The 17,866-nt window shown below is 68.4% G+C and carries 15 protein-coding genes; 7 read left to right on the top strand and 8 right to left on the bottom strand.

Features of this window, described 5'->3' with window-relative positions; all coding sequences use genetic code 11:
• Positions 1–25: 25 nt before the first annotated feature.
• Positions 26–1,234: a Gfo/Idh/MocA family oxidoreductase gene (locus G6O54_RS07245; RefSeq protein WP_165222402.1), complete on the top strand. Its 1,209-nt coding sequence runs from the start codon at positions 26–28 to the stop codon at positions 1,232–1,234.
• Here the strand turns inward: G6O54_RS07245 and G6O54_RS07240 are convergent.
• Positions 1,216–3,099 carry a hypothetical protein gene (locus G6O54_RS07240; protein ID WP_165222399.1) on the bottom strand — a complete coding sequence of 628 codons (1,884 nt, stop codon included), beginning with the start codon at positions 3,097–3,099 and terminating at the stop codon, positions 1,216–1,218. The two genes, G6O54_RS07245 and G6O54_RS07240, sit on opposite strands and share 19 nt — an antisense overlap.
• Positions 3,100–3,608: 509 nt before the next feature.
• Between G6O54_RS07240 and G6O54_RS07235 the strand changes: the two genes are divergently transcribed.
• A complete protein-coding gene (locus G6O54_RS07235) occupies positions 3,609–5,165 on the top strand; it encodes an STAS domain-containing protein (RefSeq protein WP_165222397.1) in 1,557 nt (518 codons plus the stop codon).
• Positions 5,166–5,178: 13 nt separating this feature from the next.
• Here the strand turns inward: G6O54_RS07235 and G6O54_RS07230 are convergent, their stop codons facing one another.
• Both G6O54_RS07230 and G6O54_RS07225 read right to left on the bottom strand, forming a co-directional pair.
• A complete protein-coding gene (locus tag G6O54_RS07230; protein WP_165222382.1) occupies positions 5,179–6,147 on the bottom strand; it encodes an AAA family ATPase in 969 nt (322 codons plus the stop codon).
• A 132-nt stretch (positions 6,148–6,279) separates the two neighbouring features.
• Positions 6,280–7,077, bottom strand: coding sequence for a flagellar biosynthesis protein FlhF (locus G6O54_RS07225; RefSeq protein ID WP_165222378.1), 798 nt, complete (start codon positions 7,075–7,077; stop codon positions 6,280–6,282).
• Positions 7,078–7,286: 209 nt separating this feature from the next.
• On the opposite strand from G6O54_RS07225, the gene G6O54_RS07220 reads away from it, so the two are divergent.
• A complete protein-coding gene (locus G6O54_RS07220; RefSeq protein WP_165222374.1) occupies positions 7,287–7,799 on the top strand; it encodes a cupin domain-containing protein in 513 nt (170 codons plus the stop codon).
• A 9-nt stretch (positions 7,800–7,808) separates the two neighbouring features.
• Here the strand turns inward: G6O54_RS07220 and G6O54_RS07215 are convergent, their stop codons facing one another.
• From G6O54_RS07215 to G6O54_RS07205, 3 genes are all read right to left on the bottom strand, one after another.
• On the bottom strand, positions 7,809–8,825 hold the full coding sequence (locus tag G6O54_RS07215; protein WP_165222369.1) for an HTTM domain-containing protein: 1,017 nt from the start codon (positions 8,823–8,825) through the stop codon (positions 7,809–7,811).
• A complete protein-coding gene (locus tag G6O54_RS07210) occupies positions 8,822–9,364 on the bottom strand; it encodes a hypothetical protein (protein WP_165222351.1) in 543 nt (180 codons plus the stop codon). The genes G6O54_RS07215 and G6O54_RS07210 overlap by 4 nt, the downstream gene beginning before the upstream one ends.
• A 271-nt stretch (positions 9,365–9,635) precedes the next feature.
• Positions 9,636–9,938: a hypothetical protein gene (locus tag G6O54_RS07205; RefSeq protein WP_165222347.1), complete on the bottom strand. Its 303-nt coding sequence runs from the start codon at positions 9,936–9,938 to the stop codon at positions 9,636–9,638.
• A 185-nt stretch (positions 9,939–10,123) separates the two neighbouring features.
• Between G6O54_RS07205 and G6O54_RS07200 the strand changes: the two genes are divergently transcribed.
• The 4 genes from G6O54_RS07200 (at position 10,124) to G6O54_RS07185 (ending at position 14,873) form a co-directional block, all read left to right on the top strand.
• Positions 10,124–10,522 (top strand): GatB/YqeY domain-containing protein, encoded by a 399-nt coding sequence (locus G6O54_RS07200; RefSeq protein ID WP_165222345.1) that lies wholly within the window; start codon positions 10,124–10,126, stop codon positions 10,520–10,522.
• A 66-nt stretch (positions 10,523–10,588) separates the two neighbouring features.
• Positions 10,589–11,029 carry a hypothetical protein gene (locus G6O54_RS07195; protein WP_165222343.1) on the top strand — a complete coding sequence of 147 codons (441 nt, stop codon included), beginning with the start codon at positions 10,589–10,591 and terminating at the stop codon, positions 11,027–11,029.
• A 119-nt stretch (positions 11,030–11,148) separates the two neighbouring features.
• Complete coding sequence (locus G6O54_RS07190; protein WP_165222340.1) at positions 11,149–13,383, top strand: PSD1 and planctomycete cytochrome C domain-containing protein; 2,235 nt, start codon at positions 11,149–11,151, stop codon at positions 13,381–13,383.
• A 14-nt stretch (positions 13,384–13,397) separates the two neighbouring features.
• On the top strand, positions 13,398–14,873 hold the full coding sequence (locus G6O54_RS07185; protein WP_165222337.1) for a DUF1501 domain-containing protein: 1,476 nt from the start codon (positions 13,398–13,400) through the stop codon (positions 14,871–14,873).
• A gap of 17 nt (positions 14,874–14,890) precedes the next feature.
• Here the strand turns inward: G6O54_RS07185 and G6O54_RS07180 are convergent, their stop codons facing one another.
• Entirely contained in the window at positions 14,891–16,582 is a 1,692-nt protein-coding gene (locus G6O54_RS07180) for a DEAD/DEAH box helicase (RefSeq protein ID WP_165222334.1), read from the bottom strand.
• 145 nt (positions 16,583–16,727) lie between these two features.
• The gene (locus tag G6O54_RS07175; RefSeq protein WP_165222331.1) at positions 16,728–17,666 is read right to left on the bottom strand and encodes a hydroxypyruvate isomerase family protein; all 939 of its coding nucleotides are present in this window, start codon (positions 17,664–17,666) and stop codon (positions 16,728–16,730) included.
• Between the last annotated feature and the right edge of the window lie 200 nt (positions 17,667–17,866).

Raw genomic sequence — 17,866 nt, 5'->3', positions numbered from 1 at the left:
CGAGGGCCCGGGGGAAGTCGGAACGATGAACGTACTGGTGGTGGGAGACGGACCGGAGGAGCTCGTCTGGGGAGCCTGGTTTTCAAGTCACCCCGATCACAGCCTCCTCGGCATCCTGGGGGGATACCTCGCCAGCCGGGTCGTCAACGCCAGGTTCGTCGCCGATCTCGACGAGGGCCTCGCCCTCGCGAGACTGGATCTGGTGATCGTCGGCGGCCCCATCCTGGCTCGCGGCGAGGCCCTCCGCCGGTGCGCCGCCGAGGGCCTCGCCGTGATCTGCCTGCATCCGCCCGGCGACGACTCCGAGGCCTATTATCAGGTCGCCCTCAGTCGCGAGGAGACGGGCTCCGTGATCATCCCCTATCTCCCGCTCCGCCTCCATCCGGGCGTTGCCGCCCTTCGGGCCGGACGAGAAAACGGTGAGATCGGGACCGTTCGTGCCCTCCGCCACGAGATCTCGGTGGAGGAAACCGATGAGGACATGGCACGACACATCTTCCCCGTCGCCGTGGACCCGATCGGCGCACTACTCGGCGAGATCGACTCGTTGACCGCCAGCGGCGATCCGCCCGGGACGACTCCGGAACTGGAGCTCCTGGTCCAGCTTCGCTCGACCGGGGGCGACCGGGCCGAGATCCGGATCATGTCCGGTCCGTCGGAGGCTTTTCGACTGACTCTAGCCGGCACGCTCGCGACATTGACCCTCGAGTATCCCTCGATGATCCAGGGCACTTCCCGGCTGATCCACCGCAGCCTGTCCGGCCCCGAAGAGTCGGTGACCGAGTTGCCCTCGTGGGATCCCCGCGCCGCGATCATGCAGGTGCTTCACGAAGCCCTGGCCCTCCGCGAGGAGCCTGGGCGACGGGCCCCCGGTCCGAGCCTCCGCGACGGCACGCGTGCCATGGAGCTCTCCGAGGCCGTGGTCCGGAGCCTCCGAAAAGGGCGGACGATCGACCTCCACTACGAGGAGATCAGCGAGGAGGCCGTCTTCAAGTCGATCATGACGTCCACCGGCTGCATGCTGCTGCTGAGCATCCTGGTGGTGGTGCCGCTGGCGCTGGCGGGCCCGGCGATCGGCATCCCCGGGAGCATCTATCTCGCCTACGCCATCCTGCCGGCCCTGGTCCTGTTCGCGCTCTTCCAGTTCCTCCGACTCGGGATCCGGACCGGGCGCCACCTCTCGCCTCCGGTCCAGGACGACGAGGGCCAGGCGCCTCACGAATCGCGGAGATAGTCCGCGGCGTAGGACCTTACGTGCCGGCCATTGAGGATGTGGAACGTCCGCAATCGCTCCAGGAGCTGGCCGCCGAACCGCTTGAGTGGCAGATGGACGATCTTGCGGCCGAACCGCCGCGCCAGGCGACGCCACGACGCCGTCGGCGGCATCCCCGAAACGACCGCCACGTGGCGATCACGGCTGTGGAGGAACGCGGCGGCGAGGAGCCGATCTTCCAGGGTCGAGGCGAATTCGAGTCGAGGATCGGTCCAGATTTCGGGGATCGGTCGCGGCGGGAAGAGGAAGAGGGCGCCGCCGTACTCCGCGCGGGCGATCCCGGGCCCGACCAGGTTCTTCATCGGATCCGTGGCATAGAAGGCGAGCGTGGATTCCTCGGAGTGCTCCGCGAACCAGGTCGCCCGATGGGTGAAGACCTCGGGGTCGGCGGGCGTCGAGAAGAGGAAGACGACCGCCTCGATCGAGCCCCGGCTGGGCGGGATCACGCGGACGTAGAGGTCGCCCGTGTGCCAGTTTCGCAGCGTCTCCCGGATGTCGATCCCGTCCCGGACGCTGGTCGTGAACTTCTCCACCCGGGCGAGGTCGGCGCCTAGGATCGCCTTCGCCTGGTCGCGGACGTGTCGATGGAAGCTCTCGATCCGATCATCCTCCGGGGGCCACGAACACATGCCGAAGGGATCCCATCGCTGCCGCCATCGCCTCTGCTCCGGAGGCTTCGGTCGCGGCCGAAGCTCGCAGGATCGCCACGACAGGGCCTGGCCCGGGAGGCGGCTCGTCATCTTCGCGGGCCCGTGGCCCGGGACATCGGCCCGGTCCAGGCCCATGCGAAGCGGTCCCGACTCGTCGAGTCCGGGATCGTACGTTTCGACGTCGGCTTCCCAGGCGGGATACTCCCGCGACGTCTCGGCGATGGCCAGGGCGAGGTCATCCCCGGCGGTCTGCTTCGCCGCGACCACGAGCGTGTAGAGGTCCGGCGTGAGCCGGCGTCCCATGAGGGACAGGTTGCGGACGTATCGAAAATAGATCGACAGCAACTGGGGCGTGATCCGCCTGGCGGCGTCGGGCCGCTCGCGCCGGAGCCGCTCCCGCGCCTCGATCACGAGCTCCTTCACCCCGTCCACCGAGAGGTTGTCGTCCGCGGTGAGCTCCCGCCGCCCTCGCTCGTAGAGCGCGGTCAGGAAGGGAAGCTCGCCGAAGAGGAAGAGCAGGGTCCGCGGATCCACGTCGTGCGTTCGGACGGGTGCGAAGAAAGGGTCGGGGGGCGGGGAGACCGACTCTCTCAGGTACGCCTCACGAATCCAGGGCCAGTCCAGGAGCGAGCAGACCAGCAGCGTCATGCGACGGCTCGCCTCGATCTCGCGGAGCCTCGCCGCCATCCAGTCGATCCGTGCCCGGTGCTGGGACGATTCGGGGCGCGGGATGGCCGGCAAGATGGCCGCGGCGAATCGTTCCGGGGAGATTCGCCTGAGGGCGTACGGGTCCGGGAAGGCCGCCGTCAACGCCTCGAAGCGGGGGGTCTCCATGTCGATGAATTCGCGTGCGATCCGCTCTCCGATCGCCGTGCGAATCCCGGCGATCACCCCCTGGCAGGGGTCGATCGGGACGAAGCTGAAACCCGGCCCCTCGTCCTCCCCGTCGACATCGGGCTGGACGACGACCGCAGGTCGGGGCAAGGCCTCGACCGCCTGTTCCACGACGTCCTGGAAAGAGGGAGGGAGCGGCACGGCCAGACAATCATAGGGCCGCGCCAGCAGCTCCTCACGGACGCGAATCGCGCAATCGCCCGAGCCGTGGATGATCGGCAGGACGCGGATCCGCGGTCCGATCGTCAGGAAATCGTCCGGACTCAATGGGGGCCTGGCCATGGTGCGTTTGATGCAGTTTGGGAAGGCAGCCTGCGCCCGTGAATCACGAGATGGGCGGGCGTTTCAGTCTACCAAGGGCCGGGGAATGGTTCGAGTCACGACGCATCGCCGTCGTTCCGCATGAGGTCCGGAGCCGACTCGCCCGACCGGGCTCCTTTTTTCAGGATTCTGGGACGAAGCGGTGGTGGATGTCGCCTAGACAGACATGAGAATCGCGGGGCGAGCAGGTGCTCCGATGATGAATCGGGGAGCCCTCTCCTGCCCGCCCTCGCGATTCTCTATCCTCCGCACGCCAGGTCCAGTCGCTCATCGCAGCGGCCCACACGGCCGCGTGCCGATTTCCGGAAACCCGTCGCGACTCCTCGCGACGTAACCGGGCCCTACATCGCGTTTCGATTCACGGAAGGGCCGCGAGCGTCTCTCGCGGGCCATTTCGATCGTCGTCCGTCGAGGGGCGTGCCCGCATGCCCCTGAACCTGTGCCGCCCGGGTCGTTCGGAGATGTGATCCATGTTCGCAGAGGAACAAGAGATCCCCCTGATCGGTCGGCTGGAATCGTCGGCGACGCTCCTGCGGCCCCGGCCCCAGGCGAGCTCCCGCGATCGACGCCTGGAAGAGTGGATCGCCTGCAACCTGGACCAGGAGGCGGACCCCGCCCGGGAGAACCACTGGAATCGCCTGATCCAGAACCTCCCCACGTTTCGCCCAAGGTCGAGGAAGGACGGAAAGTCCGGGGGGGACGCGGGCCCGGCGGTCGCGTCCCAGGGAGGCTGGGCGCGGTTCCAGGTGGCCTATCGCCGCAGCTACACGATGGTCCGCATCCTGGACCAGGCCCTGGTCCAGCGGTCTCACCTCCGCGAGCTCGAGACCGATCTCATGGACCTGATCGCCGTGGGGAATCACCGCCTCGTCCTGAATTTCAGCGGCGTGACCAGGCTCGGTAGCTGGATCATCGGCGTGGTGGGCAACGCCCATCGCCGCTGCGCCGAGGCGGACGGCGGCAGGCTCAAGATCTGCGGCCTGGACCCGCGGCTCGCGGAGATCTTCGAGATCGTTGGCATGTCGCGAGACCTAGAGCTTCATCCCGACGAGGCCGCCGCGATCTCGAGTCCCTGGCCGGCCTGCTCAACCCCGAAGCAACTGCCGATCGACCTGCTCGCGGCGATCCGCTCCGTCGCCCCCGTCCCGCCCATCTGCGGCGGGGCGCCGAGCGAGGCCGAGGTTCCCGGCCGGGCTGCCCGAGAGGCCCTGGACTCGTTCACCGTCCGGCTTCAGATTGAGGGGTCCACCGGCGACGGCCGGTCCGTGACCGTCTCGAAATCGAGGCTCCTGATCGGGCGGGAGCAGCCCTGCAAGCTCCGCCTCAAGTCGGCCCAGGTCAGCAAGCAACACGCCGCCGTGGAGATCCGAGACGGCCGCGTCTTCGTCCGCGACCTGGACAGCACCAACGGCACAACGGTCCGGGGCAAGCTGCTTCGCGACGATGAGGCCGAGGTCCACGACCGCGACGAGATCCGAATCGGCCCCGCCTGTCTGACCGTCCTCATCGATCGATCCGCCCGCATCCCATCCCCGGTCCCCAGGACGGAGACGATCTCCCTGGCCCCGGCCCTGGCCGCGGCTCCGGAATCCGAGCCGATGCCAACGGAGGAAATGGCCGTCACGGGGGACGACGCCGGCGACGGCACGTTGCGGGTGCGGGCCGAGGACGTGGAGGGGATCCTGGTGGTCACTCCCCAGTTCGCGGATCTGGACCATGAGGAGGCCATCGAGGCCGTTCGATCGAAGCTGGAGTCGCTCCGCGAAGCCGGCCGGTCGAGCCGGGTCGTCGTCAACCTCGAGTTCGTGAACCACCTGTCCCGGAAGGCGATCGCGTTCCTGCTGGCGCATCACGTCCGACTGGAATGGGAGGGGGGCGGCCTGCGGATCTGCCAGGCCCACGCCCGGATCGTCGCCCTCCTCGACCAGGTCCGACTGACCATGCTCGTCGATTGCTTCCCCACGCTGGACGAGGCGGTCCTCTGTGTCTGGCCTGCGGCCGACGAACGGCTCACGGCACGTTCCTGACCCGTTCCGGCGATCAGTCGTCCTCGGCGTCCATGTCCTCTCGCGAGTCCGGATAGAGGGGGTCGGACGGGTCGAAGAACAGGTCGCCCAGGCCCAGCGGCGCCTGCTGGTCGCCCAGGGCACTTCGCTTCCGCCGGGCGAGCCGATCCAGGTCGGCCGCCTCCTCCCCGAGGACCCGTTCGACCGCCTCCCGCCAGGCCACATCTCGGCTCAGGGGATGGCTGGGGTCCTGTGCGATCCGCTTGATCGCGTACCGGATGATGTTGATCCCGTCGCGGGGCGAGAAATCGAGCTTCAACGCGTGGGCCTGCTGGAGGAACTCGACCGTGATGGCCAGCAGCTCGGGCTCGGCGAAGGGGAGGTGATACTGGAGGATGGCCATCTCGTCGTCGCGGCCGGGGAAGCCGAGCGCGAGCGTCGGCTGTAGCCGTGAGAGGATGTAGTCCGGGACCTCGTAGGTGGACTCGTCTTCGTTCATGGTCACGCAGACGCGGAAATCCTCGTGGGCGCGGATGGTGATGCCCGCGACGATGCTCTCGACGTAGCGGCGATGGTCGAGGAGCGGGGCGAGGCTGGCCCACGACTTCTCGTTCATCCGGTTCCCCTCGTCCAGGACGCAGACGCCGCCACGGATCATCGCCGTGACCAGGGGCGAGGCGTGGTAGGCGATCCGGCCGCTCTCCGCGAGGACCGGCGTGACGATCAGGTCCTCCGGCCGGGTATCCGCCGTGCACTGGGTGATGAACAGCGGCCGCTTGCGGAGCCGCGCGGCGGCCATGGCGAGGGTCGTCTTGCCGATGCCCGGCGGCCCGATCAGGCGCGGCGACAGCGGCCGGTCGCGACGGTCCACCACCAGCCAGCAGGCGAGGAGCTGGCGGAGGACCTCATCCTGGCCGATCCAGTCCTGATGATCGGTCGCATCCGGCTCTCCCAGGTGGAGCGTGACGCCGTCGATCTCCGTTAGCCGCGCGTTGGTGTCCATTCAAGCCCCTGCCGGATGACTCTCAGGTTCCGGCCCGACCGGCCGAAACGAGCCACCAGTGTATCCACCCCCGGTCAAACCAGGAACCCGATCGGGTCCCGGGGAGGCCGGTCGCGACGGATCGACGACCGCTCAGTCGACCCGCTCAACGCGGACCCGATAGCCCGCGGGGAGTTGCAAGGATTCGAGAGCCCGACGGACCGACCGCCGTTGCCAGAAGTAGGATGCCTTGGCGCTGATGTTCACGGTCCGGCCGACGACCCGGACCTCGACGGACTGGAGGCGATCTCCGAGCTCCTGTCGGACCTGGCCCTCGACGCGACGCTTGACCGCGGATTCGGCCGCGGGGTCGGATCGCGGCTCGACGGTGATGGCGCTCCCCGCGGCCTTGGGCGTGGCATGGCCGCCGGGTGGGGCGAAGAACCGGCTGAGGAAGCCCTCGGGCCGGGCCGGTGCGGGCGAGCTGTCGCGGGCCGGGACGTCCGCAGCCTGCGGTGGTCGGGGCTTCGTGATCCTGGTCTTCTTTTCCTCGATCCGGGCCTCTTCCTCGTCGATCGGCTCGAGCGAGAGCACAATCGGCGGCCGGCTGGCCGTCGCGGGTCCGGTCAGCGCGGGCGAGGACACCTCGACCGCCGGCGGTCGCTGGGTGCCAGCGGGCGATGGCCGATCGGGACGCGGAGGGACGGGGGCGGTCACGCCGGGGATGACCAGGAGCGGGCGACGCTCTTCGGGCTTGCTCGCGGGGGCGGCGGGGATCGCAGGCTCGGCCGGCTTCGGTGCGGGCGTGGTCGCAGGGCCCGCGATCGGCGGCTCGAGCGGCGGGCCGTCTTGCGCGCGGGCGGAGCCCGCCGCGAGACCCAGCATCAGGCTCAGGACGCGCCCGAACCGGACTCGTCGGGCGTGTTCGCAACCCCCAGTTCGGCTGGCCATGGCCGCCTCTCCGTCCGGGCATCCCGGTTGGCAAGGACAGTATCCCGAATTGAGATCGGCTGCACGGGCGTCGATCCATGATTTCTTTCGATCCGACGACAACAGACTCGTGGTCGCTTGCCACCGACCCGAAGATCGGGATAGAGTCGCCGGACGCCCGTCGAGGAATCGGGTTGCCCGCCGCGCCGCCAGCAGGAAATCGGAGCATCATGCCGACCGCCGAAGAGATCATCGCCGCGCTCGACCTGAAGCCGCACCCGATCGAGGGGGGCTACTTCCGCGAGACGTATCGGTCCGAGCGGACGATCCGGGGAGCCTCGCTCCCGCCCGGATACCCGCCTGATGCCGTCCGCAGCCACGGGACCTCGATCTACTACCTGCTCACCTCGAAGACGTTTTCCGAGATGCACCGGCTCCCGACCGAGGAGGTCTTCCACGTCTACCTGGGCGGACCGGCCAGGATGCTCCAGATCCATCCGGACGGGGAAGCCCGCGAGGTGATCCTGGGATCAGACATCCTCGCAGGCGAATCCCCGCAGGTCATCGTCCCGCCCGGCATCTGGCAGGGGACCATGCTCGAGCCGGGCGTCGAGTTCATCCTGCTCGGGGCGACCATGGCCCCCGGCTTCGACTACGCGGACTACGAGCAGGGATCCTGCGCCGCCCTCACGGCCGCGTTTCCCGCGCATGCAGGCCGAATTGCTCCACTTACCCGCACCTAGAGGCCGGGTTCATCCCGCCGCGGTTTCGCCGGCCTCGAAGCGGAGCTCGAGCTGTCGCCATCCGGCCAGCGGAAGGGCCCCGGCCGGGTCCAGGCGCGAGGAGAGCGCGTTCCACCCCGGGCCCGTCCGGCTCAGCCAGCGACGCGGATCGATCGTTCGCAATAAAGCACTGAGCTCGTCCGGGGCGAGGAAGACCAGGTAAAGTGCCGTCATCTGCTCGCCGAAGAGCGGGACGTTCACCAGGGGGACGATCCCCGCATGGAGTCCAACCCCGAGGAGTGCGACCCACTTGCGCGTCGGTCGAAACCAGAGCAGGAACGCGAGCGCGAACTCGAGCAGGAGCGCCGCGTAGGTGAGCACGCAGAGGAGCACGGGGTAGTTCGCCAGCCATTCCAGGTCGAACTGGCGTACCTCGGCATTGAAGAGCACGAAATGGATCGCGGTGCCGCCGAGCCATGTGGCGCCGTTGCACTTGAACGCCGCGGTCGCGAAGTAGACCAGGGCGAGCTGAACCTGCAAGAGCCGCTGCGCCCACGGGACGATCAGCGGCTCCGCATCGGTGCCCCGCCGCCGGGCCTCGCGGCGGGCGTCCAGGGAGTAGGCGGCTCCGCAAGGGCAGAGCATCATGTAGAAGCTCGTGATCATCATCAGCTCGTCCGGGCCGCAATTGGACGCGATGTTGCGATGATAGAGCGACAGCAATCCCAGGTAGACGAGCACGCCCATCACGCGGGTCCGCCAACCGGCGATGAACAGGGCCGTGGCGAGCGCCGTCACCGCCACCACGACCCGTACCGAGGCCGGATCCTGGACGTAGAGCAGAGGCGAGAAACGGAGGTCGCCGGCGACGGTCCGCGCCTCGGCCCCCCGCAGGATGCCGGCGTCCGTGTACCAGTAGTCCAGGTCGACGGAGATGTATCCGAGATGGGCCAGGACGAGCAGTCCGAAGACGATCCGGAAGGCCCCGAGCGGCTTCGCCGAGATCGGGCCGAACCAGAACCGATTCCAGGCCTGGATTGGATTCACGGATGGACCTCCTCGAAGCTCACGAAATCATAGGTGCCGAGGACCTGGACGCTTCGGCTCCGGGGTGACGTTTGGCTCGTCTGGCCGGGCGGCGGGGGCTCGCGGAACCGACACATCAGCGTGGCGTGGACCGGGAATGATTCGGCCTGGAGGTTCAATCGACGGACGGCATGCCGCGCGGTGAACTCGCGCTGGGCACCACATTCCGGGGCCAGCATGTTGCACGTGTACTTGGGATGCCGGAAGAGCGGGACCTTCTGCCACCAGGCGAGCTGGGCCACTCTGGGGAACTCCCAGAGGTGCCGCATCCCCTGGGCGTCGATGACCTCGGCCTCCATCTCCGCCGTCGATCCCATGGGATTGGGGGCGAACATCCACCAGGACTGCCAGAGCCCCAGGGGAAGCATGTACGGCCGGAAGACCGGGATCAGTTGCTTCCCGATCGGCGAGTTGGGGACGTTCCAGACCGCCGTCGCGGTCAGGTGGAACAGGAGGAATGCAGAGACGATCAGCCGTCGGGCGGTCCATCGCGGGTTCAAGGAGGCCCCCCTCATCCGTCGAAGCGAGGTCGTGCGAGATCGAGCCGGAACCGATGCGGCGGCAGGGTAGGGGAAAAGGCCCGGGTCGTCAATCTCAGGCGAGGTCGGCGCGCGGAAACGGACCGCATGGCGCGGCCCGTTCGCTTCGCGATCAGTGAAAGTCGAGCGTTTCGAGCGGCGTGCGCGAGGGGGAGAACGCGAGTGAGCGAACCCTCGCCTACCGGGACGTCTCTATCCCGGTGGGGAGCGGCCGCCCTGCTTGACTTCCTCGTCAAGCCGCGGCGCTCTCGGACGGGGCCGAGTCCTCGGGGTGGTAGACGAGGAGCGAGGCGCGATGGAACTCTTCGTGGGTGATCTCGAACGGCTCGCCGTTGATCGCCCAGAGCTCCTCGATCAGCTCGTCGATGCCCCCTTCGGGCTCGTCCCAGGTCACGACGAGGACATCATCGCCCCGCGCCTGGATCTCCAGACCAAGGTCCAGGAGGTGGGTCTCGATCTCGACCCGATGCTCCTGGGCCACCGTGAACGTCCAGCGAATCATCTCGACCGAGAGCGAGCCATCAGCGGAATTCACCGTTTGAACCTCCTTGTACCGCGGAATCCAGTTCTTCCTTCTTTCCCATCGGCCCGGACGGCAGATGCCTTGAAAAAAGGTGCGAAAACGAGCCACCATCTTGGTAGGGACTGACGCAAATCGATCGGACGGGGCCACGATTCGAGTCGCTCCGGTCGCCAGGAGTTCCCGGAAGGTAACAGGTTATGACCATCGTCCAGCGCATGCGGTCGCAACTGAAGGACGCCATGAAGGCCAGGGACGCCGCCCGAACCGGCTTCCTCCGCTACTGGATCGCCGGGCTCACGCTCGGCACCGGCGAGGAGGTCTCCGACGACGAGGCGATCAAGAAGATGCGCGGGATCCTCAAGGAGGCGAAGGGCGGACCCACGACCTTCACCCCCGAAGAGCTCGACTTTCTCCGCGAATGGGTCCCCGCGTCCCTGTCCACCGATCAAATCGTCGAGGCCCTCGCTCCCGTCCGCGACCAGATCAAGTCTGCGCCGAAGGATGGCATGGCGATGGGAATCGCCATGAAAGCCCTGGCCGGGAAGCCGGTGGAGAGCGATGACGTCAAGGCGGTCATCGCCATGCTGCGAGCGTGATGGCTTGCGTCGCGGTTGAGTCCGGTGTGCGAGGGGGCCATGCGATCCAGGGTCCGGAAACTCGGAATGATGACCGTGTGCCTGGCCGGGAGCGTGATCCTCTTCCTGCTCCTCGGTCCGGCCGGAGATCCCGTGGTACGCGTCCTGCCCGATGGCGAGTTCCGCGAGGTGAAGATCCGACTGATTGACGTCCCAGGCGCCCAGCGGGCCGCGACGATCGAGAACGGGGATGCCTCCCGGATCGCCGCGCTCGCCAGGGTCCTGAGGACCGCCCGTCGATCGTCGGACCACAAGTGCGAATCGACGGGCGAGATCGTCCTCCGGACGGTCGAGGGCAAGACCGCAGTACTCGGGATGCTCCCCTCTCATGACGGACGATCGTTCGAGTTTCGCTCCCAGTCTGGCCAGGGTTACGACGTCGTCCGGGTCGACCGCGATGGCTTCATCCGGGCGATGACCGATCTGGGTGTGAAGGACGTCTACGTTGGCCACTCCGTCGCTCGCTGACCGGTCTAGGGTCGCTCCCCGAGCTTGACGCGGCGACACGTCTTTGTTGAACTTGTGTGCAACCTGCTAGGACAGGATCCCGCCGCGTCGAACCCACCGGACTCACCTCGGAGGCCAGCATGCCGTACTTCGATGAACGGCTCTTGGCCGGCCTGACCACCTTCCTGGTCCTGGCTGTCACCGCCGGTTCTCTGCGGGCCGCAAGCGAGCCGGGAGACGCCGCCCCGGGGCCTTCGAAGGTCGAGTTCTTTCGCTCCAGGGTGGAGCCGATCCTCCGCAATCGCTGCCTCAAGTGCCACGGCGGCGAGGCGAAGATCCGCGGCGGACTCCGGCTGGACTCCCGCGCGTCGATCCTCGAAGGAGGCGACCAGGGACCGGCCGTCGCGCTCGATCGGCCCGAGCAAAGCCTGATCCTTCAGGCCGTCCGCTTCGAGGGGCTCGAGATGCCCCCGTCGGGCAAGCTGCCGGCCGAGGAGGTCGCGACGCTCGATCGCTGGATTCGCGAGGGGATGAGCTGGACGGCAGGCGACACCGCCTCCAGGGTCGATACTCCCAGCAACCCACGGCCGACGAAGGCGAAGGCGAATTCCGCCCCGAAGGTCGTATTCCATGCCGTCGTTCGGCCGCCAATCCCGCCCGTCGTCCATGCCGATCGGGTGCGGAACCCGATCGACGCCTTCCTGAACGCCCGGCTTGAGGCCGCAGGGCTGTCGCCAGCGGGCCCGGCCGACCGCGTGGCCTGGATCCGCCGGGTGAGCTACGACCTGACCGGACTGCCCCCCACGCCCGAGGAAGTCGACGCCTATCTCGCCGATCGCTCGGCCGATGCCGACGCCCGGCTCGTGGACCGGCTGCTCGCCTCTCCACGTTACGGCGAGGCCTGGGGCCGGCACTGGCTGGACCTGGTCCGTTACGCGGAGACCAACGGCTACGAGCGTGACGGCGCCAAGCCCTTCGCCTGGCGATATCGCGACTACGTCATCCGCGCGTTCAACGACGACCGGCCGTACGACCGATTCCTCCACGAACAGCTCGCCGGGGATGAGATCGATCCGAACTCCGTCGACTCCGTGGCGGCGACCGGATTCTATCGACTGGGCCTCTGGGACGACGAGCCGGTGGACCGTCCCCAGGCCCGCTACGACGGGCTCGACGGCATCGTGTCGACGACCGGCCAGGTCTTCCTCGGGCTCTCGATCAACTGCGCCCGCTGCCACGACCACAAGAAGGATCCGATCCCCCAGGCCGACTACTACCGGCTCCTGGCCTTCTTCCACGATGTGACGCATCCCGACGGCAAGGACCTGAAGGAGGTCGGGCCCGCGCCGGGTGTCCCCGTGATGTGCGTCCGCGAGGAGGGGCAGGCCGAGACCCATGTCCTGCTGCGGGGCAACCCGAACGCTCTTGGCCCGGCGGTGGAGCCCGGGACTCCGGGCATGCTGGGCGAATGCTATGCCTCGTTCCCACGAGGATCCGGCAAGCGCCGGGCGCTCGCCGACTGGCTGACGGACCGCCGCAACCCGATGACGGCGCGGGTGATGGCGAACCGTCTCTGGCAGTTCCACTTCGGCCGCGGGATCGTCCCCACCCCGAACGACTTCGGAGCGCTCGGCGAGCCGGCGACCCATCCGGAGTTGCTCGACTGGCTGGCCGGCGAGCTGATGGACGGGGGCTGGACGCTCAAGCGGATGCACCGGCTGATCGTCCTTTCGGGGGCGTATCGGATGTCCTCCCGTTCCTCTGACGGCGGGCTGTCGAAAGATCCGGGCAATCAACTGTACTGGCGGTTTCCGATGCGCAGGCTGTCCGGCGAGGAGGTCCGGGACTCGATCCTCGCGGTCAGCGGAGTGCTGAATGACCGGGCCGGCGGTCCGAGCGTCTGCCCGCCGATCCCGGCGGAGGTGCTCGCGGGGCAGTCGATCCCGGGCCTGGGCTGGACGGTCTCGCCCCCGGAAGAGGCTTCGCGGCGGAGCGTGTACGTCCACGTCAAGCGGTCGCTCCCGTTGCCGATCCTCGCCACCCACGACGCCCCCGACACGGACTCGAGCTGCCCCGTCCGCTACACGACCACGGTCCCCTCGCAGGCCCTCGGGCTCCTCAACGGCGAGTTCGCCAACCGACACGCCGCCCTCCTGGCGAAGCGGCTGGTCCGGGAGCGGCCGGGATCGCTCGACGAACAGGTTCGACGGGCCATCCGGCTCTGCACGGGCGCGGAACCTCCCGCGGAGGAGATCCGCCGCGACGTGGAGTGGATCAGGTCGCTGGAGAAGGACGCCCGCCTTGATGACGCGGCGGCACTCCAGCATTACGCGCTGCTCTCCCTGAGCGCCAACGCCTTCCTCTACCTCGATTGACGGAGACCCGGTCCATGAGCGATCCGAAGGGTCACGGCGGCGGTTCCTTCTGCGGTCGGACGCGCCGGGAGATGCTCTGGGAGACCGGCGGCGGGTTCGCCTCGGTCGCGCTCACGGCCCTGCTCGGCCGGGAGGGATTCCTGGCCCGGCAGGCGGTCGCGGCCGACGGCGTGACGCCGTTCGTCAACCCGATGGCCGCCAAACCCGCCCCCGGGCCGGCGAAGGCGAAGAGCGTCATCTTCCTGTTCATGTACGGCGGGCCCAGCCACGTCGACACCTTCGACCACAAGCCGAAGCTCTACGGGCTCGACGGCAAGACGATCCAGGTGAAGACCTTCGGCCGGGGCGGCAAGCGAAATGAGGGCCGCGTCGTCGGCCCGAAGTGGTCCTTCAAGAAATACGGCGAGTGCGGCAAGCCGATCTCCGACCTTTTCCCGAACCTCGGGACCTGTGCCGACGACATGGCGTTCATCCACTCCATGTACGCCGAGTCGCCGATCCATGGCTCGGCGATGCTGATGATGAACTCCGGCCGGATCCTGAGCGGGAACCCATGCCTCGGCTCGTGGGTGACCTACGGGCTGGGGAGCGAGAACGAGAATCTCCCCGGCTTCGTGGTCATGCTCGACCACTCCGGAGGGCCGATCAGCGGGGCCAAGAACTGGTCGAGCGGCTACATGCCGGCCGCCTACCAGGGGACCGTCCTCCGAGCCCATGACGTGCCGATCCATGACCTGGCGCTGCCCGATGGGACGGACGAGGCGACCCGCCGCCGGCTCCTTGACCGGCTCCGCGAGAAGAACCAGGAGCACCACGCCGAGCGGTCGGACAACTCCGAGCTGGCCGCGCGGATCGCCTCCTACGAACTGGCCTTCAAGATGCAGCGTTCGGCCCCGGAGGCCGCCGACTTCCGCTCCGAGTCGGCCGAGACGAGGTCCCTCTACGGCATCGATCGGGCCGAGACCGCCGACTTCGGCCGCAAGTGCCTGCTCGCGCGCCGCCTGGTCGAGCGCGGGGTGCGGTTCGTCCAGATCTACTCGGGAGGCTCGCACGGCGACGCCAACTGGGACGCCCACAACGATCTGGTCGAGAATCATTCGAAGCACGCCGGGGCTACCGACCGGCCGATCGCGGGGCTGATCAAGGACCTGAAGCGGCGAGGGCTCCTCGACGAGACGCTGATCGTCTGGGGCGGCGAGTTCGGCCGCCAGCCGGTGGCCGAATACGAGAAGGGTACCGGCCGCGACCACAACTCATTCGGTTTCACGATGTGGCTGGCCGGCGGCGGCATCAAGGGGGGGACCAGCGTCGGCGCGACGGACGAGATCGGCGGCGCCGCGGTCGAGGATCGCTGCCACGTGAAGAACCTGCACGCGACGGTCCTGCACCAGCTCGGGCTCGATCCCAACGGCCTCTCGTATTTCTACGGGGGCCTGCACCAGAAGCTTGTGGGCGTGGAGGGCGCGGAGCCGATCCGGCAGTTGATCTGAGCCGCGCGCGTCCGCGATCAGGCACCCTCTCGGTCGCGGCGGACGGTCACCTTTCGGCCCTTCAGCTTGGTGGACCGGAGGGCGGCGATGACCGAGTCCACCAGGTCCTCGGGGACCTCGACGAGGGAGAACCGGTCGGCGATGTCGATGCCGCCGACCTGCCCGCCCGTGAGGCCGGCCTCGTTGGTGATCGCACCGACAAGGTCCTGGGGTCGGATGCCCGCGGCGCGGCCCGCGCCGACGTAGATCTTGCCCATGTCGCCGCGGAAGCCCCCGGATCGGGGAGGCCGGCCCTTGCCGGGCCTGGGGCGGTCGTCGCCGCGGGGGCGTTCCCGATCGCGGATCTCGACGTCCGGGATCTCCTCCTGGTCCTGCTCCTCGTTGCTGTTCCCCTGGTGGAGGAGCTTGACGGCGGCCATGGCGACGTCCATCAGGTCGAACTCGCCGGCCAGGTTCTCGACGGCGACGCGATAATTCTCCAGCTCGCCCTCGACGATCGCCTCGCGGAGCGAGGCTCGCGTGAGCTCGAGGCGTCGGGCCCTCAGGTCGGCGATCGTGGGGACTTTCGCGATGGCGATCTTCTGCCCGGTGGCCTGTTCGAGGGACCTGAGCTGGCGCTGCTCGCGAGGCTCCGCGAGGGTGATCGCGACCCCCTCGCGTCCCGCCCGGCCGACGCGGCCGATCCGGTGGACGTACGACTCGGGCTCGGCCGGGACGTCGAAGTTGATCACGTGCGAGAGGTGCTGGATGTCGAGGCCGCGGGCGGCGACGTCGGTGGCGATGAGCAGGTCGGAGGCCTCGCCCCGGAACTTCTTCATCACCCGGCTGCGCTGGTCCTGGGTCATCCCGCCGTGGAGGGCCTCCACGCGGTAGCCGCGGACGCTGAGGCTCTCCGCGAGCTCATCCACCTCGTTGCGGCGGCGGCAGAAGACGATGGCGGAGGACGGGTTCTCGACGTCGAGCACACGGGCGAGCGTCGCGAGCTTGTGGCCGCGCGGGACGATGTAGGCGGTCTGCCGCACCTTCGCGGCCGAACCGGCCACGGCGGCCTCGGCCGCGATCTTGATCTTCACCGGGTCGGTCAGGTGCCGGCGGGCGATGGCGGCGATCCGCGGCGGCAGCGTGGCGGAGAAGAGCACGGTCTGACGCTCCGCCGGCGTCTCGTGGAGGATCGACTCGATGTCCTCCGCGAAGCCCATGTCGAGCATCTCGTCGGCCTCGTCCAGGACGACGATCTCGACGGCGTCGAGCCGGAGCTTGCCCCCCTTCGCCAGGTCGAGGGTCCGCCCGGGCGTGCCGATGATCACGTCGGCCCCCCGCTGGAGGGCGCGGAGCTGCGGGCCGTAAGCCTGGCCTCCGTAGATCGGCAGGACGCTCGCACCGAGCGCCCTGCCGTAGCGATGCACGGCCTCCGCGACCTGCATCGCCAGCTCGCGGGTGGGGACCAGCACGATCGCGAACGGCCCGTCCCCCTTCCCCTCGCGATTCGCCAGCCGATGGAGGAGCGGCAGCGCGAAGGCCGCCGTCTTCCCCGTCCCGGTGGCCGCCTGGCCGATCAGGTCGTTCCGCTGGAGGAGCGGAGGGATCGCCTCGCGCTGGATGGGAGTCGGCTCCTCGTAGCCGAGCGTCCCGAGTGCTTCCACCAGGCGATCGTCCAGGCCCAGCGATGAGAAACCAGGAACCGATGCCGCCGTCGCCCGCTGAGCCATCCCGCCCGTCCTCTCGATCCGAGACCGTACCGGCCGCACCGCGGCCCCTCGTGACGGCTTCCAGGTTACCCGCGAGGGCGCGGATTTCCCATGGCGGCCCGGCGAGGCCGTTCGAATTCGACGGGAAACGGCCGGACTTCGGGCGTCAGACGTCGCACACCGAGATCGCCTCATGCAGGCCCTGGAAGGGGTCCCGCGTGGGGATGAATTCCTGGCCGACGAATCCGTCGTAGCCGATCTCGAGCAGGGTGCTCATGATCGGCGGAAAGTAGATCTCCTGGGCCTGGTCGAGCTCGCCCCGGCCGGGGTTCCCCGCCACATGGACGTGGCCGATGTATTCCCGATTCTCGCGGAGCCGGGTGATGATATCCCCGTCCATGATCTGGACGTGGTAGACGTCGAACAGGAGCTTCAGGTTGGGAGAGCCGACCCGCTTGATGATGTCGAAGCAGTAGTCGCAGTGGTCCCCCTGGTAGCCGGGATGCCCCTTCATCGGGTGGCTGGTGACCCGCGAGTTGAGCATCTCCAGGCAGAGCGTGATGCCCTTCTTCTCGGCGTGGCCGATGACCTTCTTGTAGCCCTCCACGCAGTTCTTCGCGCCGACGTCGTCGGGGATGCCCTCCTTGTAGCCGGTGAAGCAGATGACCTTCTTGTAGCCGTACTCCGCACAGGCGTCGATCGCATCGGTCGTCGCCTTGATCACGCGGTCCCAGTTCGCGGGGTTGTTGAACCCCTTGAGGAACGGGGGATCCGGGGCCATGTCGATCTGGCCGATCGCGCAGGTGAGCCCGGCCTCCTTGAGCGCGGGGAAGTACTTCACCGGGAGCAGCTCGATGCTCGTCACGCCGAGCGCCTTGACGTTCTTGATGTAGACGTCGATGGAGGGCCAGGCGGGCTCGTAGCACCAGTGGACGATCGACTGCCGGATCCGGCCGTTCTTGACCGCGGGCCCGTCCGCGGCCGTCGCCCCGTGCGCGGCCCCGACGCCGGAGAGGCCCAGGATCGCGGCCCCGGCGGTCCCCTTCAGCAGGCTGCGTCGATCGGTCCCCTCGTTCGATTCGGGCGTCTCGTCCTGGCGGCTCATCGGCTTTCCCCTCTGGTGGGATGACGCGGTTTGGCGGCCGGCTCCGCGCGTCCGTCCGCATGCCGATCACGATACGACGCGATCCGGCTCGACGCGAGGGGCCACCGCGGCGGGGCCGATCCCGGGTCGGAGCACCGGATGGTTGCCCGCCCCTCGTCGCGTCCCTTATAGTACGGCAAGCCGGCTCCCAACGGCCCTTC

Origin of the sequence: Aquisphaera insulae (assembly GCF_011064615.1) — a bacterium.
In the GTDB taxonomy this organism is placed as follows: Bacteria; Planctomycetota; Planctomycetia; order Isosphaerales; family Isosphaeraceae; genus Aquisphaera; species Aquisphaera insulae.
The sequence above is the reverse complement of the archived record's forward strand: the minus strand, read 5'-3'. Positions and strand labels throughout refer to the sequence as shown.

Bases quoted from the DNA above. Each gene is read 5' to 3' on its own strand.
- G6O54_RS07245 (WP_165222402.1), top strand. From the start codon at position 26: ATGAACGTACTGGTGGTGGGAGACGGACCGGAGGAGCTCGTCTGGGGA.
- G6O54_RS07240 (WP_165222399.1), bottom strand. From the start codon at position 3,099: ATGGCCAGGCCCCCATTGAGTCCGGACGATTTCCTGACGATCGGACCG.
- G6O54_RS07235 (WP_165222397.1), top strand. From the start codon at position 3,609: ATGTTCGCAGAGGAACAAGAGATCCCCCTGATCGGTCGGCTGGAATCG.
- G6O54_RS07230 (WP_165222382.1), bottom strand. From the start codon at position 6,147: ATGGACACCAACGCGCGGCTAACGGAGATCGACGGCGTCACGCTCCAC.
- G6O54_RS07225 (WP_165222378.1), bottom strand. From the start codon at position 7,077: ATGGCCAGCCGAACTGGGGGTTGCGAACACGCCCGACGAGTCCGGTTC.
- G6O54_RS07220 (WP_165222374.1), top strand. From the start codon at position 7,287: ATGCCGACCGCCGAAGAGATCATCGCCGCGCTCGACCTGAAGCCGCAC.
- G6O54_RS07200 (WP_165222345.1), top strand. From the start codon at position 10,124: ATGACCATCGTCCAGCGCATGCGGTCGCAACTGAAGGACGCCATGAAG.
- G6O54_RS07195 (WP_165222343.1), top strand. From the start codon at position 10,589: ATGATGACCGTGTGCCTGGCCGGGAGCGTGATCCTCTTCCTGCTCCTC.
- G6O54_RS07190 (WP_165222340.1), top strand. From the start codon at position 11,149: ATGCCGTACTTCGATGAACGGCTCTTGGCCGGCCTGACCACCTTCCTG.
- G6O54_RS07185 (WP_165222337.1), top strand. From the start codon at position 13,398: ATGAGCGATCCGAAGGGTCACGGCGGCGGTTCCTTCTGCGGTCGGACG.
- G6O54_RS07180 (WP_165222334.1), bottom strand. From the start codon at position 16,582: ATGGCTCAGCGGGCGACGGCGGCATCGGTTCCTGGTTTCTCATCGCTG.
- G6O54_RS07175 (WP_165222331.1), bottom strand. From the start codon at position 17,666: ATGAGCCGCCAGGACGAGACGCCCGAATCGAACGAGGGGACCGATCGA.